This is a genomic window from Flavobacterium tagetis (assembly GCF_016735615.1).
Classification (GTDB): domain Bacteria; phylum Bacteroidota; class Bacteroidia; order Flavobacteriales; family Flavobacteriaceae; genus Flavobacterium; species Flavobacterium tagetis.
In genome coordinates this window covers 1,219,512-1,236,117 of record NZ_JAERSF010000001.1, presented here as the reverse complement: position 1 = coordinate 1,236,117, position 16,606 = coordinate 1,219,512, and the positions used below count along the sequence as shown (strand labels likewise).

Genomic DNA, 16,606 nt, shown 5'->3' with positions numbered 1-16,606 from the left:
CGCTATATTTTTATGAGTTGGTGATAGGGAGAGAAACTGTAAACGTAGTTCCTTTTCCGTAAGTTGACTCAAAGGTAATTGTTCCTTTGTAATTTTCGATAATGTTTTTGATAATTCCGAGTCCAAGTCCCATACCACTGGTTTTTGTGGTAAATTTTGGTTCAAAAATTCTTCCTATATCTTGTTTTTGGATTCCGATTCCGTTGTCTTTTACTGCGATTTCAACATTGTTATCCTGTCTTTTTACAGTAACCACAATCGATTTGTGAAACTGACTTTCTGGAATGGCCTGAGTCGCATTTTTAACCAAATTGGTAATCACACGAATCAATTGCGTACGATCCATTTTAGAAATGATTTCTTCTTCTTCTTTTTCAAAAGAAATATAATCTTCGTTGAAAATATCTAAAGCCAATTCTACAACCTCAACAACATTCAAAGTTTCATTTTGCTGAGCCGGCATCGATGCAAAGTTCGAAAATGCCGAAGCCACTGCCGTCATGGTATCTATTTGCTGAATTAAAGTTTCAGAGTAATCATTCATTTTCTGCTTCACGTCGGGAGCAGAAGGATCAAATTTTCGTTGGAAACTCTGAACCGTCAAACGCATCGGCGTAAGCGGATTTTTGATTTCGTGCGCAACCTGTTTTGCCATTTCGCGCCAAGCTTCTTCACGTTCGCTTTGTGCTAGTTTGATAGCACTTTTTTCCAATTTGTCTACCATTCCGTTATAAGCAGTAATCAGGAAATTGACTTCTTTACTATTCGCTTCCAAAACAATCTTCTCGTTTTTCTGGTCTAGATTGGTTTCTTCTAATCTTTCAGAAATCGTTTTTAGTGATTTTGTAATGTACGTTGAAAGGAAATACGCTAGCGCGAAAGCCACGATTAACATAAAAGAATAAACCTGACTCAGACGAATCAAAAAAGTATTCAACTCGTTATCGTAATATCCATCATCTTCTAAATAAGGAAGATTCAGGATTCCGAGCGGTTTGAATTTTTCGTCTTTAATTAAACTGTATGAAGATCTGTTCTTAACTCCGTCGATTGTTTTAATGTCTACAAAACGTTTTTCAATAGAAGAACGAACGAGTTTAAGAATATATTCTGGAATTGGAGGTGCAATTTTATCAACCGCAAAAGACTCTTTGGATGATTTTAAAAGTTTTCCATCCAAACTATAAATATTGATTTCGATTTTATGAATCTGCGCTAGCTCATGAATTTTATCTTTAAAAATTAAATCTAAATTCTGAGTTTTTAGCGGATAAGTTGTGGTCGCCAGAACGTAATTGATATGCTCTTTTACCGCATTTTCTTTTCGTTCTAAACGTTCCTGATGATATTCTTTGGCCTCAGTTTTAAACTGAATAATCGAAATCGAAGCCAATAAAAAAGATGCTACCACAATTAATACAATCATCGACAGGAAAATCCTAGTACGAAGCGACAGCATTGACATTTTGAAGTTTAGCATGTTTTTTAAATTATGAGTTTTGAGTTATGAATTATGTGTCATAAACTTACAACTCATAATTCATAACTCATAACTATTTTCTCTCTCTTATTCTTTTATAAAACCTGAATCCAAGCATAATTAAAACCGAAAATAAAATAATTCCGATTACACCGAAAATCCAGTTAATGGCGCTTTTTAAAACTACTAAAAATACAACAGCAAACAGAATAATCGTTGCGCCTTCATTCCATAAACGCATGAAATTATTTGAGTATTTTACCTCGTCTCTTTGTAACTGTTTAAAAATCTGATGGCATTTTCCGTGATATAAATATAAAAGGAAAACGAAACATAATTTTACGTGCATCCATGGCATTTTAATCCAAACGCTTCCTGCATCTGTAAAAAATAGCATCCAGAAAGCAAAGATACTTGCCAAAACCGCCGATGGCCATGTAATAATGTACCACAAACGGTAGGCCATTATTTTGTATTGTGCCTGTAGAATTTCTTTTTCTGGCGAAGGTTTTTCGTTGGCTTCTATTTGATACACAAACAATCGCACAATATAAAACAAACCCGCAAACCAAGTGATTACGAATATAAGATGAAGTGATTTGAGATAATTATAGTATTCCATTATTTCTTAAATGTAGATTTTTTAAAAAGATCAATCATTTCTTTGCCGTAATCTTCATCTTCATAAATTATTGAAGCTATAAAGATTTTGTCTCCAAATTCTTTCGAAAAAATTACTGCTGTAGCAACTGTTTTTCCGCCTTCAGTAACTTCGATTTCTGATTTTCTAAATTTCAAACCAGAAATATTTTCACTGCTTACTGAGTAATCTCCCATCTTACCTTTTGGGTAAACTTTTCCAATATCTTTTAAAATAAGAAAATCTTTTAATCTCATTTTTAAATCCACACCACCAATATTTCCAGCTGCAAAATTTTCGTAATTAGCAGAAAAGTAATTTGCTTTATCTCTTTTAAAAGCAACAATAGAATGCTCTTTTTTAACTAAAGCTGTATCTCCTTTTAATTCTCCTCTTTCTTTTTGGATTACTTTTTCATAATCATCCGGAATTGCAATTTCCCAATTGAAAGTTTTGTCGAAAAACCGATTATTTTCAAAAGTGTTTTTCTTCTTACATGCCGTTATTGTTATTAAAACTAAAAGTAAAACCGAAAAAAAATTTAATCTATTCATTTAATAAAAAATTGAAATTATTTAGCCCAGTCATTAATCCAATTAGAAACAGTTTGGCACCATTCGTCATCATCGTTCAAACATGGAATTGCTAAAAACTCTTCTCCTCCATTTGCTTCAAAATCTTCTTTGGCACGCATTGCGATTTCCTCTAAAGTTTCTAAACAATCGGTAACGAAAGCTGGAGTTACAACCGCAATTTTCTTAATTCCACGTGCTGGCATATTGTCAATTTCAACATCTGTATATGGTTCAAGCCATTTATCGCCCGCCAATCTTGACTGGAAAGTAACGCAATATTTGTCTTTCGGAATTCCTAATTGCTCTACAACTAAACGAGTTGTTTCGTAACAATGTGTTCTATAGCAGAATTCTGCTTCTGGAGTTCCCACTTCACAGCACATTTCGTTGGTTACGAATTTTTTATGCGATTTTGTTTTATCGGTTTTACGAACGTGGCGCTCTGGAATTCCGTGATATGAAAACACCAATTGGTCATATTCAAAACCTCTTAAATGTTTTTCAATTGAATCAGCTACGTTTTTGATGTAATCCGGTTTGTTGTAAAACGCTGGAACATCAGTAAATTTCATATGAGGAAATTTCTTCTTACGAATTTCTTCTGCTAAAACTAAAATTGTCAAAGTAGAAGCCATTGCATATTGTGGATACAGCGGGAAAAGTAAAACCTCAGTAACACCTTGATCGCTCAATTCCTGTAAACCTTTTTCGATTGTCATAGATCCGTAACGCATTGCAAGCGAAACTGGAATATTTGATAAAGGCTGTACTTTTTTATGCATTCTTTCAGAAAGAACGATTAACGGAGAACCTTCTTCCCACCAGATTTTCGCGTAAGCGTGAGCTGATTCTTCCGGTCTTTTTCTTAAAATAATTCCGCGAACTAATAATGCTCTCAATAAATACGGAACATCGATCACATATTTATCCATTAAAAATTCGTCTAAATAGGGTTTTACATCTTTTGGTGTTGGACTGTCTGGTGATCCTAAGTTTATTAAAAGTGCGCCTTTCATTATGTTTTTTGCTTTAAGCTTTTTATTTATTTTTAAAAATTTCGGCAAAAGTAAACGCTGTACTTTATTCGAAATATGATAATTATTACTTTTTCTTTATTATCGAATATTCAAAATTGATTTAGCTAATTCGAGGAATTTTTTCATGCAGATTTTTGCAGATTAATTCGTGAATTCGTGCTAACAGATTAAACATTCGCATTAATCGACATTAAATATTTCTTTGGAGTTGTTCCGAATTTCTTTTTGAAAGCAGCTATAAAATGACTCCCGGTGCTGTAGCCTATTTTCAAACCTACTTCGTTTACATTATATGATCCGCTGTCTAGTAGTTTTCTAGCAAAATCCATTTTATAATCGAAAAGAAAACCGTAAACCGTATCGCCATAAATTTGTTTGAAACCCATTTTCAGTTTTTTCAAATTCAGACCAATTTCATCTGCCAATTCTTGTAATCCTGGCGGTTCGGCCATATTCGCGATTACAATTTCTTTTGCTTTTCTGATTTTTAAAACATTGTCTTCGTCAATCAAAAACGGACATTGTTCTGCATTTGGGTCTTCAGTTCTATTAAAATATAAACTCAGCAATTCGTATCCTTTTCCTTTATAATAAAGGTTTTTTATGGATGGATGAAGATTGTAATGAAACAGTTGACTCAAAACAATTGCCATTGACGGACTGATATTTCCTTCGTTATAATACTTTTTATCCTTATTGTCAGGACTTAGAAAAGTAATATAATCGGCTTCCGCAGAAAATAACGCGTGAAATTTCTTGATTGAAACAATTACTGAAATCGCCCACGAGTTTGGAGCCAGCTCTAAATTTAGTGGCAATTCTTTCTGTGGATTGTATAAAAGCAGCGATTTTTCTTCTTTCAATTCTAAAGCATAATTGCCTTGATTGAATAAGAATTTTGCATTTCCTTTTATCCCGAAGTGAAACTGTATCAGGCCAGTACCTATTATTTCATGCTGTGCATAAAATGGCTCCAGACCGTCATTTTGAAAACGGATCAGCGTAAAGTCGTCTTCAATTTTTATAATTTCTTGAGAACCCATAGCGATATTTTTTTGAAACAAAAATCGAAACAAACTCAAAATGTTATTTAGAACGACTCTAAACTAATCACTTCAAATGAGTTGATTTTGCTACAAAAGTAGTCCTTTTTACTCAAAAACACCTATTTAGGTTCAAAAAAACATACAGCGACATAAAAAGTACTTTTAGCGTTATTTTTATCGATGGTATAGTAATAATTTTGTTGCACTTTTATGAAAGTGAATTTATGGAAAACAATAACGTACCGAAACACCTTTATTTTTACTCAGTTGGTCTGAGTTATAAAAAAGCTGATGCTGAGGTTAGAGGTCAATTTAGTTTGGATGCCGTTGCGAAAACACGTTTACTGGAACAAGCTAAAAACGATGGAATAGAAAGTTTACTGGTTACTTCAACTTGCAACAGAACCGAAATCTACGGTTTTGCCGAACACCCATTTCAATTAATAAAACTTATCTGCGACAACAGCAACGGTTCTGTTGATGCTTTTCAAAAAGTTGGTTTCGTTTACAAAAATCAAGAAGCGATTAATCATATGTTTCGTGTAGGAACTGGTTTAGACAGTCAGATCTTAGGCGATTTTGAAATTATATCTCAAATAAAAACCAGTTTTACACATTCAAAATCAATGGGATTAGCCAATGCTTTTATGGAAAGATTGGTCAATGCGGTAATTCAGGCAAGCAAAAGAATTAAAACGGAAACAGAAATTAGTTCTGGTGCTACTTCGGTTTCTTTTGCATCTGTACAATATATTTTGAAAAATGTTGAAGATATCAGCAACAAAAATATTTTACTTTTTGGAACTGGAAAAATCGGGAGAAATACATGTGAGAATTTAGTAAAACATACCAAAAACGAACACATTACTTTAATCAACCGTACTAAAGATAAAGCAGAGAAATTAGCAGGAAAATTAAATCTGATTGTTAAAGATTACTCTGAATTGCATTTAGAACTTCAAAAAGCCGATGTTGTGGTTGTAGCAACAGGCGCACAAAACCCAACGGTTGACAAAGCAATTTTGAATCTTAAAAAACCCTTGTTGATTCTGGATTTGTCTATTCCGAAAAACGTTCATGAAAATGTTGAGGAATTAGAAGGTGTAACTTTAATTCACATGGATTATTTGTCTCAATTGACAGATGAAACCCTAGAAAACAGAAAATTACACATTCCGGCTGCTGAAGCGATCATCGAAGAAATCAAAGAAGAATTTGTTACTTGGATGAAAGGCAGAAAATTTGCTCCAACAATTAATGCTTTAAAAGAGAAATTAAACGCTATTAAAGCTTCTGAATTGGATTTTCAAAGCAAAAAAATCGCCGATTTCAATGAAGAGCAAGCTGAAATTATCAGTAACAGAATCATTCAGAAAATCACTACTCATTTTGCAAATCATTTAAAAGACGACGATACCATGGTTGATGAAAGTATCGAATGGATCGAAAAAGTCTTCAAAATAAAAGCATCTTAAATAAAATTTAAACCATATAAGTTATATAAGTTCATTTAAAAACTGTGTTTTACCCAAACTGCTTAAATTACTTATATAACTTATATGGTTCAAAAAAAACAAAAAGTTATATCAGACTATTTAAACTGTGTTTTACTCAAACCGCTTAAATTTACTTATATAACTTATATGGTTTAAAAAACAAAACATGGCTGAAAAAACAATCAGAATTGGAACGCGCGATAGCGAATTAGCACTTTGGCAAGCACATACTGTCGAGAAAAAACTAAACGACTTAGGGTATAAAACCTCTATTGTTGCCGTAAAATCTCAAGGCGATATTATTCTGGACAAACCTCTTTACGAATTAGGAATTACTGGAATTTTTACCAAAACGCTTGACATTGCTATGATCAATGGAGATTGTGACATTGCTGTCCATTCTATGAAAGATGTTCCAACAGCTTTGCCAAAAGGAATTGTTCAGGCTGCAGTTTTACCAAGAGCCAATGTTTTGGATATTTTAGTCCATAAAGGAAATCCTGATTTTACAAATCCAAGCACAATAGCAACCGGAAGTTTGCGTCGCCAGGCACAATGGTTCAATAAATACCCAAATCATACAGTAGTTGATTTACGTGGAAACGTAAATACACGTATGCAAAAACTACAAGATAATAATTGGGACGGAGCTGTTTTTGCGGCGGCTGGTTTGGAAAGAATTAATCTGAAACCTGAAAATTACATCAATTTAGATTGGATGATTCCAGCGCCGGCTCAAGGAGCAATGCTTGTTGTGGCAATGGAGAATGACAATTATACTTTGGATGCACTTTCTCAGTTAAATGATATCGAAACTGAAATCTGTACTTATATAGAACGTCAATTTTTAAGAACTCTTGAAGGTGGATGTACTGCCCCAATTGGAGCTTTAGTAACTTATAACGAAGATGAAGACACTTTACATTTTCAAGGTGTTTTACTTTCTATTGACGGAAAACAAAAACTGGAAATTGACAAAACGGTTGACATCTCTGAATGGAAAAAATTAGGTTTCAACTCTGCACAAGAGATTTTGAATAATGGCGGAACTGAATTAATGCAGAAAATTAAAGAATCTCTGAAGAAATAATGGCAAAATCAGTTCAAATATTATCTACTAAAATATTATCTCCACTTCATAAACAAGAGTTGATGAAATATGGCGTCGAATTAATCGAAGCCGATTTCATTAAAACCGAAAACAAGGCTTTCGAATTAAAAGACCTCAACGAAAGTCTGATTTTTACAAGTCAAAATGCTGTTCACAGTGTTTTATCTCATTCTAATTCAGAGCAGTTAAAAAAGAAAAACGTCTATTGCGTTGGCCTTAAGACCAAAACGCTTTTAAGCGATAATGGCTTTAATGTTGTGGCTTACACAGGTTACGCTGCTGATTTGGCTGAAATTATCACTTTGATTTATGGAAATGAAAGCTATACTTTTTTTAGTGGAAACTTGAGAAGAGATACTTTGCCAGATGCTTTAAAAGAAAACGGAATTAAATTCAATGAAATTCAGGTTTACGAAACTACATTACAACCTCAGAAAATAAAAGCAAATCCAGAAGCGGTTTTGTTTTTTAGCCCTTCCGGAGTTAAAAGTTTTCTGAAACATAATACCATAAATAAACAAATCTGTTTCTGCATTGGTGACACAACTGCAGAAGCTTTATCAAAAATCACAAAAAACATCATCATCGCAGATCAGCCAACAATTGAAGACGTGATCGAAGATGTAATTCACGAGTATAAATAAGCAATAAGCTTTAGGCAGTAAGCCGTAAGCAAAAAAATCATAGTTAAACAAGCTTAAAGCCTAAAGCTTAAAGCCTAAAGCAAAGAAAAAATGTTAAAAAACGACCTATTTTTAAGAGCATTAAAAGGAGAAACAGTTCAGCGCCCACCAGTATGGATGATGCGTCAGGCAGGGAGATATCTACCAGAGTTTAGAGAACTTCGTGATAAATATGATTTTTTTACTCGTTGTGAAACTCCAGAATTAGCGGCCGAAATTACAGTTCAACCAATTCGTAGAATTGCTCCAGACGCTGCAATTTTATTCTCAGATATTTTGGTAGTTCCTCGTGCTATGGGAATTCACGTAGAATTAAAAGACAATTTGGGTCCGATTATTCCAAATCCGATTCGTTCTTTGGCAGATGTTCACAAAGTTTATGTTCCAGATGTAAATGAAACTTTAGGTTACGTTTTTGACGCGGTGAAATTGACTAAAGAAATGTTGAACGATGAAGTGCCATTAATTGGTTTCGCAGGTTCGCCGTGGACAATTTTCTGTTATGCTGTTGAAGGAAAAGGGTCTAAAAGTTTTGATACTGCAAAAGGATTCTGTTTCTCAAATCCAGCTGCAGCACACACATTATTACAAAAAATCACAGATACAACTATTTTATATTTAAAAGAAAAAATAAAATCGGGAGTAAATGCTGTTCAGATTTTTGATTCTTGGGGAGGAATGCTTTCTCCTGTGGATTATCAGGAATTTTCGTGGAAATACATCAACCAGATTGTTGACGCTTTAGCAGATATCACTCCGGTTATTGTTTTCGGAAAAGGATGTTGGTTTGCACTTGGCGACATGGGTAAAAGTAGAGCTTCTGCATTAGGAGTTGACTGGACTTGTTCGGCTAGAAATGCTCGTTATTTGTCTGGTGGAAACATTACTTTACAAGGAAACTTTGATCCGTCAAGATTGCTTTCTCCAATTCCGACTATCAAGAAAATGGTTCACGAAATGATCGACGAATTCGGAAAAGATAAATATATCGTAAATTTAGGTCACGGAATTTTACCAAATATTCCTGTAGATCACGCCAAAGCGTTTATTGATGCGGTTAAAGAATACGGGAATTAATAAGTTGATAGTTTATGGTTGATAATGTTGGATATAAATACTATCAACCATAAACCAACAACCATCAACTCAAAAATATGCTCGCAAACCTAAACCTCAACAGAAACTCACCGTTTTCATTTATCGAATACGGATTTCAGGCTTATTACGCCTACGTGTTTTTGATGGTTTGGACGCATCCTGAATTACACCCGGTTAGTCTTATAAATGACTTGGCAGTTTTGATGGCTTTTGAGTTTATAATGGTTCACTCCGGAGTTTTTATGGCGGTTATGCCAAAAAAGTGGTCGCTTTTTGTGTTTTTCCCGCTCTATGGATTATTTGCCTATTCTTTTAATGAATCAGTAGTTAATACTAACATTTTGTATATTTATCTTCTGACTGTTTTAAACAGAATGAGATTTGCTTTTTCAAATGTGGCGCCAGAAGTCAGAGTATATCAAATGGGAAAATCTGCGGCAAAAGCGGTTTTCTACTTTTTCTTAATCCTAGCGGTTTGCATTGGAAATTCCATAGTCCCTCCATTCGGATTGACAAATGAGTTTTTAGAAAAATCACATTATTTTCAAACCGTTAAATCAAGCGGACTGTTTATAGAAAAGCCTTATGTGCCTATCTGTATGGGATTTGTTTACTATGCTTTGCCTGTTTTATATTTTGTTTATCGAATACTAAAAAGCTTCGGTAAAAAAGATTCTTTTCAAAATGAAAAACTAGTTTTCAGCCGAACGACTGTCAAATCGAATAAATTCTAAATTATGTTGAATAAAGGTTTACGAGACGAAGAATCTATTAGAATAGAGAATACTCTACGAACTTTGCATGCATTAATTTTTGTCCCGAAGTTTTGGAATGCTGAAGATACAAGTCTTATTGATGAACAATTGAAAAGTTTTGGCTTAAGCCTACAAAGGACAATTGAAATTCCAGAAGAGGAATTAATTCTTCTTCTTCAACAATGCCATTTAGACTGGAATCAGCAAGAACAATTTGCTGATATTTTAATGGGCCTTTCTGCCGAGAAACAATTTGACTTTCTAGAAAAAGCCCTCGCAATATATCAATATATCCAACAAGAAAGCAAAGTTTTTTCTTTCGGAATAAACTCGAAAATTTCATCAATTAAAAAAAAATAAAATGAGTTTTACAGATTGGAAAACAGACCGAATCGATGCTATTCTTCCCGAAGAATTCTACAAACTGATTGATAAAAATAAAACTCACATAGGAAAGACATTTCCTGTCACTCTTACCAATTCAGATTCTCCTGAAAAAGCTCAAAATTTCATATCGCTAAGCGTCGATAAAGAGAGAAACAAAGAAGGTTTTCATTTTTATGCCCGAGATATTAAAACCAACAATTTAATTGGTTATTTATGTGTAAAAACGATCGATTATCGCATTTCAAAATGTGAATTCGGATATTTTATTGATGAAGATTATCAAGGAAGAGGAATTACCTCAAAAATGGTTTCTGATGCCCTTGATTTTTGTTTCAATGAATTGGAGCTTAATAAAGTTTTCATCTGTACATCTGAAGTTAATTTGGCAAGTCAGCGAATTGCATTAAAACATAATTTTAAACAAGAAGGAATTTTAAGAGACGAATTTAGAAATGGTGACGGCACTTTGCAAAACTCTGTTTACTTCGGACTTCTTAAATCAGAATATATTAAATCATGAAAGACAAATTTTACGCATACATACAAAATTTACAAGACCAGATCTGCACTGGATTAGAAGCTGTTGACGGAACGGCAAAATTCCGTGAAGATTTATGGAAACGTCCAGAAGGCGGAGGCGGAAGAACACGCGTTATTGAAAACGGAAATGTTTTTGAAAAAGGCGGTGTAAACATTTCTGCCGTTCACGGAAAACTTCCTGAAACAATGCAAAAAATGTTTGGAGTTGGCGAAGCCGATTTCTTTGCCTGCGGATTAAGTTTAGTAATTCACCCGAAAAACCCGATGGTTCCTACCGTGCACGCCAATTGGCGATATTTTGAAATGTACGACGAATCTGGAAAAGTAATCGAACAATGGTTTGGTGGCGGACAGGATTTGACGCCTTATTATTTGTTTGAAGAAGATGCAAAACACTTTCACCAAACTTGTAAAATAGCTTGCGACAAACATAATCCAGAGTTTTATCCTAAATATAAAAAACAATGTGATTCGTATTTCTGGAATGCACACCGAAATGAGGCCCGCGGACTTGGCGGTTTGTTCTTTGATTATTGCAAAGCAAATGAACAAATGTCAATGGAAAACTGGTATGATTTTGTAACCGAAGTTGGAAATAGTTTCCTTGAAGCGTATGTGCCAATTGTAGAAAGAAGAAAGAATTTAGAATATACCCCAGAAAACAGAAACTGGCAAGAAATCCGTCGTGGACGTTACGTTGAGTTTAATTTGGTTCATGATAAAGGAACTTTATTCGGTTTAAAAACAAACGGAAGAATCGAAAGTATTTTGATGAGTTTGCCTCCGCATGTTCAATGGGTTTATGATCATCATCCAGAAACAGGAAGCGAAGAAGAGAAATTGATTAATGTGTTGACAAATCCGCGTGAGTGGATTTCGTAACCTAAAATTTAATTAACACATAGAAACATAGATTTAAAGACCTATCTTAGAGGTGATTTTAGAAAATTGTGTTTTTTCACATAGCTAGATGTGTGGATTATTTAAATTAAACGTCTTTTCAAATTATCTAAAACTATGTTTCTATGCGTTTAGCACTAATTTACGCCACATTCTTTATCAGCATTTTTGGGTGTTTTGCCCAAAATGATTCCCTGCAAAATCCGTATTTTAAATCATATAATGATAAAATTACTGCTAGTATTTATTATCTAGATACTTCCAATAGTTTTCAGATTGCTTCAGATAATACCGATCCAAAAACATATGTAAATCTAATTCCAAATCGAAGAGAACAAATAGGTTTTACATTAAACTACAAAATCATTGATATTACAATTGGTTTTGCTCCCAAATTTCTAAGTCAGAATAAAGGCGATTCTCATTCCAAAAACTTTAATTTCCATACCCGTTTTTATTATAAAAAATGGATGCAGTCGTTTACTTTTATCAATCAGAAAGGATTTTATATTAGTGATGATAATGTAATTGCGCAACTGCCAAACATGCGAACAACAAAAATTGGCGGATCGACCGCTTATGTTTTTAATGATAAATTCTCTTTTAAAACATTGGTAAGTCAAAACGAATGGCAGACCAAAAGTTCTGGAAGTTTTATTCCTACTTTCTCTTTTTACTATACCAATCTAGACTTAAATACTCCCGATTCGTCGCCTGGTGATCTGTATGTTTTAACACTCGCTCCCTCCTACTTTTACAATTTTGTAATTAGCGATCGGGTTTTAATTGGTGCCGGACTTGCTTTGGGTGGAGGGCTTAATATTATTGATAAAGAAACCTCAGCGTTGTATCAGGCCGATTTCAATTTAAAACTGGCTTATAACAAAGATCGTTTTTTTGGTTTTGCAAGTCTTAACACAATTGGTTTTGCACAAGATGACAAAGTTGATCCGCGATTAAATGATAATATTTCTACTCTAAAACTGTCTGTTGGATATCGATTTGATCCTCCTAAAAAAGTAAAAGAAGTCTACGATAAGGTCAATGAAAAAATTGGTCTTTGATAAATCTTAATCTGAAATAAACAGCCAACAGGATAAAAATGCTTAAATTACAGAGATTTATGAAAAACTAAAAATTCATTATTATGGGAAATAAAAACACAGAACAATTAAATCTAATGCATTCTGGAAAAGGATTTATTGCAGCATTAGATCAAAGCGGTGGAAGTACTCCTAAAGCACTTTTACAATATGGAATACAGGAGAACCAATATTCAAATGAAGAAGAAATGTACACTCTTGTACACGAAATGAGAACTAGAATTATTAAAAGTCCTGCTTTTGATAGCCAATATATTCTCGGTGCTATTTTGTTTGAAAATACAATGGACCGTAAAATCGACGGACAATGGACAGCAGATTATTTATGGGATAAAAAACATATTATTCCTTTCTTGAAAGTAGATAAAGGACTAGCTGAAACTGCAAACGGAGTACAATTAATGAAACCAATTTCTGGTTTAAACGAATTGCTAGATCGCGCTGTAGAACGAAATATTTTTGGAACTAAAATGCGTTCTGTCATTAAAGAAGCTAATCCCAACGGAATAAGAGATATTGTTGCGCAGCAATTTGAAGTTGGAAAACAAATTTTCAGCAAAGGTTTAATTCCAATTATAGAACCTGAAGTTGATATTTACAGTCCTGATAAAGAAAAATCGGAACAGATTCTGAAAGAAGAAATTCAAAAACAGCTTCATTTATTGGATAAAGATGTAAAAGTAATGCTGAAACTTTCGATTCCGACCGTAAACAATTTTTACAGCGATCTTATTTCAGATCCACATGTGGTTCGTGTTGTAGCACTGTCTGGCGGCTATTCTCGTGAAGAAGCAAATCAAAAACTCTCTCAAAACCACAGATTAATTGCCAGTTTTTCAAGAGCATTATCTGAAGGTCTTACCGCTAGTCAGTCTGATGAAGATTTTAATACTGAATTAAAAGAAACCATTAAAGGCATTTATCAAGCTTCAATTACCTAAAAAAATATAAAAAATCCCTGAGACATGCTCAGGGATTTTTCTTTTTCAATTATTTAGAAGTCATTTCTTCGGCTAAATCTAATGTCTGCAAAATGATGTTTTTATCAGACTTAAAAGAGTTTAGTTTAAAAACGAATTTCAGTTTATTATCAATTAGTTTTTTAGGTGATTCGATTGACACATCTGAAAACTGAGATGAAATTTTAGTCATTCGATCCAATTCAGAACCTTTTGCTTTCTTACCGAATGTTTTTACGGTTTGCGCAATATCAAGTTTCCCAGAAATGTAATTTTTGCTTAATTCTTTCTTTGCATCTTTAGCAAAAGAGCCTTTTCCTGTTCCAAAATAATCTTTTGTATTGGCAACAATTACAACATCTTTGTCTTTCGCAATAAAAATATCACCATACTCTTGTGTACCCGTAATGATGTATGAATTTCCGTTTGGAACCAGTACTTTTTTACGAACTCCCAATTGCAATAATTTATCTCCAAATGTTGGATGAGTCGATGTGAAAATCACAGAAAACAGCGGAATATCTTTTTTCACTTTTTCTTCTGTTATTTTTTCTTCATAATTCTCATCGTAATCATACTTTTTGGTCATTACCTCAACTTCTTTCGTATCATATAAAAAAGCGCTTAAATCGCCATCAAAAAGCTTTGCTGTAGCTTCTTCATCAACAATTGTAGAAATCAGATCTGTAATTAACGTAATATCTTCCTTCGCGAATTTTGGATTTTGAAATAATTCAGACATTAATGATGGAAAGTTCTCAAGTGCAGCTTTTGTATTGGCATGATACGAAATGTAGCCTAAAGGTTTTTCTGCTGGGAAATAATTAAAGATGTTTTTGTTGATTTTTCTATCGCTGATTTTGCTTACAACAGCTGCAATATCTGTAGCATATTCAACTACTTCTTCAATTCGGGCATTATCGTTATCAAAATAAAAATCCAAATTGATGCCTTTTATAAAATTTCCAAAATTCTTCTGCATTGGCAAATATTTATCATAACCTCCAAATAATGCCAGTGGATAATTATACAATGAATAAAAACTCGACATAAATCCGCCATAATTTACCCAAGTAGAAATATCTGCAGAAACATTAATTTTTGAAAAACTTGGCGTAGTAAAACCATTTTCAAATAAGCCTTTTATAATTTCTTTTTGCTGCTCGGCTAGTTTTTTATCAAACTCTGCTTGTTCTGCCGTATATTCTTCATAAGGATTTCCATCGTACAGATAATCTTGTTCTGCCGTTTCTGCTGATCCAGCTGGTACATCAGCTACCATTGGTTCATCACGCACTATAGATGGTTCGGCTATTTTTGGCGGATTTGGTGCTTCTTCTACTCCATATACTGCAGGCGCATCTACAATTACCGTATCTTCATACGCCTCTGAAATTCCTATCGAATCATTTAAAACTGGCGGGCCATCTGGAGAAGCATAAAATTTATTAGGAAGTCTTTTTGTCAATTCAAATATGACCAAATAATTATCATTCCAAACAAAAGATCTCTTTAAACCGCTTGGTGTAAAAACAGCATATTTTCCGAATTCTTCAATTGTGCCATTCTTATCATTTGCTCCTTGTTTTTCAATCAGATATTGTCTCACTGCTTCTTTGTTTTTTATTGGAATGGTAACCTGATAAAACGGAACGCTATCCAAGAAATTTCCATGAATCGTAATCTTTTGGTCTAATTGAATGATCGAAGTATATTGGCGAAGATCAAAATCAGGTTTTTTGCTAATGTATTTAGTCAATATCGGATGATTCAACACTTCGTTTATGCTTACTTTTTTAGAAAGCTGATTTCCGTTAAACTGTACAAAATAATCGTATTTGTCTGGACTCGTTTGTCCAAAAGTAAAATACGTGGCAAATAGAAAAATTAGGATGTAAAAATGCTTCATAAAATCAAGGCGTTAATTGGATGGTATTATTCATTAATGTCGATTTTTTAAAAACACTGTACATGCTTTGTTTTAAAAAAACCGTCTTTTTGTTTTTTGAAATTTTGCTGTTTGTATTCTCAACAGCCATAATATCTTTATCGAAAGTGTAAATAGAAATAATATTGGCTTCTTCTAGATCTTTCTTTTTCTTTGGATCATTTACCACTTTTTCAGGAACTGGATACGAGGCAATTCTTTCAAAGGTTTTGCCGCTTCCGCTAAAGTGAATCTGATCACGCTGATTGTTTATTGCATTTACGACCGCGTTTAGCGCTTTAAGATTCGCATAATTGAGTTTGATTATGAAAACGTAATTCTGAAAATCTGTTTTAGTTGTTACATTCGAAATTCCGTCAATTTTTGCAGCTTTCAACTTAAAATCTTCCAGCTTCTGTGTAATTTCTTGTTCGTTCGGAATTTTTACGCCATCGACTTCTTCCAGCCAAATGGCAGATTTGGTTTTGAACCAAGATTTCGAAAAGTCGATCATCAACGTATATTCGCCACTTTGATCGTCGTGATGTTTGATTCTTTCTGTAATCTCAAAACAACTCGTTAAGAGCAAACAGCAAAATAAAGCGAGAATTTTCTTCATTTTGCAAATTTAGATGGAATATTCTGAAAAACCATGCTTTGGCTCAAACAATAAAAAATCTAAATTTTTAGATAATATTAACTCATTCTACAGCAAGCTAAACACCTTATTTTATTCCTTTTTCTTTAACTTTGCGCCACTCATTAAAAAGTGAGATAAACTTCAAAAAAAATAAAAAACAACTTCAATTTTAGAATAAGGATTTATCAATCTGTTTTCAAATTCAGGTTAAAATCTGAAATCTAAAATC

Annotated in this window: 17 protein-coding genes; 10 read left to right on the top strand and 7 right to left on the bottom strand. The window is 33.5% G+C overall.

Annotated elements, in window-relative coordinates; genetic code table 11:
* Positions 1-10 precede the first annotated feature (10 nt).
* The 5 genes from JI750_RS05350 to JI750_RS05330 all read right to left on the bottom strand — a co-directional run bounded on the left by JI750_RS05350 (position 11) and on the right by JI750_RS05330 (position 4,775).
* Entirely contained in the window at positions 11-1,426 is a 1,416-nt protein-coding gene (locus JI750_RS05350; protein ID WP_111377698.1) for a sensor histidine kinase, read from the bottom strand.
* 127 nt (positions 1,427-1,553) lie between these two features.
* Positions 1,554-2,102, bottom strand: a complete 549-nt coding sequence (locus JI750_RS05345; protein ID WP_177211580.1) for a CopD family protein — start codon at positions 2,100-2,102, stop codon at positions 1,554-1,556.
* On the bottom strand, positions 2,102-2,674 hold the full coding sequence (locus JI750_RS05340) for a hypothetical protein (protein ID WP_201999276.1): 573 nt from the start codon (positions 2,672-2,674) through the stop codon (positions 2,102-2,104). The genes JI750_RS05345 and JI750_RS05340 overlap by 1 nt, the downstream gene beginning before the upstream one ends.
* A gap of 17 nt (positions 2,675-2,691) precedes the next feature.
* Positions 2,692-3,711, bottom strand: coding sequence for a ferrochelatase (gene hemH, locus JI750_RS05335; protein WP_201999275.1), 1,020 nt, complete (start codon positions 3,709-3,711; stop codon positions 2,692-2,694).
* A 188-nt stretch (positions 3,712-3,899) separates the two neighbouring features.
* A complete protein-coding gene (locus tag JI750_RS05330; RefSeq protein ID WP_201999274.1) occupies positions 3,900-4,775 on the bottom strand; it encodes an AraC family transcriptional regulator in 876 nt (291 codons plus the stop codon).
* A 227-nt stretch (positions 4,776-5,002) separates the two neighbouring features.
* Here JI750_RS05330 and hemA point away from each other — a divergent pair, with 227 nt between their 5' ends.
* From hemA to JI750_RS05280, 10 genes are all read left to right on the top strand, one after another.
* Entirely contained in the window at positions 5,003-6,253 is a 1,251-nt protein-coding gene (gene hemA / locus JI750_RS05325; RefSeq protein ID WP_073410229.1) for a glutamyl-tRNA reductase, read from the top strand.
* A gap of 187 nt (positions 6,254-6,440) precedes the next feature.
* Positions 6,441-7,364: a hydroxymethylbilane synthase gene (hemC, locus tag JI750_RS05320; RefSeq protein ID WP_201999273.1), complete on the top strand. Its 924-nt coding sequence runs from the start codon at positions 6,441-6,443 to the stop codon at positions 7,362-7,364.
* Positions 7,364-8,029: a uroporphyrinogen-III synthase gene (locus JI750_RS05315; protein WP_201999272.1), complete on the top strand. Its 666-nt coding sequence runs from the start codon at positions 7,364-7,366 to the stop codon at positions 8,027-8,029. The genes hemC and JI750_RS05315 overlap by 1 nt, the downstream gene beginning before the upstream one ends.
* A gap of 90 nt (positions 8,030-8,119) precedes the next feature.
* On the top strand, positions 8,120-9,145 hold the full coding sequence (hemE, locus tag JI750_RS05310; protein WP_201999271.1) for a uroporphyrinogen decarboxylase: 1,026 nt from the start codon (positions 8,120-8,122) through the stop codon (positions 9,143-9,145).
* A 77-nt stretch (positions 9,146-9,222) separates the two neighbouring features.
* Positions 9,223-9,900, top strand: coding sequence for a hypothetical protein (locus JI750_RS05305; RefSeq protein ID WP_201999270.1), 678 nt, complete (start codon positions 9,223-9,225; stop codon positions 9,898-9,900).
* 3 nt (positions 9,901-9,903) lie between these two features.
* Positions 9,904-10,281 carry a hypothetical protein gene (locus JI750_RS05300; RefSeq protein WP_201999269.1) on the top strand — a complete coding sequence of 126 codons (378 nt, stop codon included), beginning with the start codon at positions 9,904-9,906 and terminating at the stop codon, positions 10,279-10,281.
* Between the two features lies 1 nt (position 10,282).
* On the top strand, positions 10,283-10,828 hold the full coding sequence (locus tag JI750_RS05295) for a GNAT family N-acetyltransferase (RefSeq protein WP_201999268.1): 546 nt from the start codon (positions 10,283-10,285) through the stop codon (positions 10,826-10,828).
* A complete protein-coding gene (gene hemF, locus JI750_RS05290) occupies positions 10,825-11,730 on the top strand; it encodes an oxygen-dependent coproporphyrinogen oxidase (RefSeq protein ID WP_201999267.1) in 906 nt (301 codons plus the stop codon). The genes JI750_RS05295 and hemF overlap by 4 nt, the downstream gene beginning before the upstream one ends.
* Before the next feature lie 143 nt (positions 11,731-11,873).
* Positions 11,874-12,812, top strand: coding sequence for a DUF4421 family protein (locus JI750_RS05285; RefSeq protein WP_201999266.1), 939 nt, complete (start codon positions 11,874-11,876; stop codon positions 12,810-12,812).
* An 83-nt stretch (positions 12,813-12,895) separates the two neighbouring features.
* Complete coding sequence (locus tag JI750_RS05280; RefSeq protein ID WP_201999265.1) at positions 12,896-13,792, top strand: fructose bisphosphate aldolase; 897 nt, start codon at positions 12,896-12,898, stop codon at positions 13,790-13,792.
* Between the two features lie 49 nt (positions 13,793-13,841).
* Here JI750_RS05280 and JI750_RS05275 read toward each other — a convergent pair whose 3' ends face one another.
* Positions 13,842-15,719 carry a hypothetical protein gene (locus JI750_RS05275; RefSeq protein ID WP_201999264.1) on the bottom strand — a complete coding sequence of 626 codons (1,878 nt, stop codon included), beginning with the start codon at positions 15,717-15,719 and terminating at the stop codon, positions 13,842-13,844.
* Positions 15,720-15,723: 4 nt separating this feature from the next.
* Entirely contained in the window at positions 15,724-16,356 is a 633-nt protein-coding gene (locus JI750_RS05270) for a hypothetical protein (RefSeq protein ID WP_201999263.1), read from the bottom strand.
* Between the last annotated feature and the right edge of the window lie 250 nt (positions 16,357-16,606).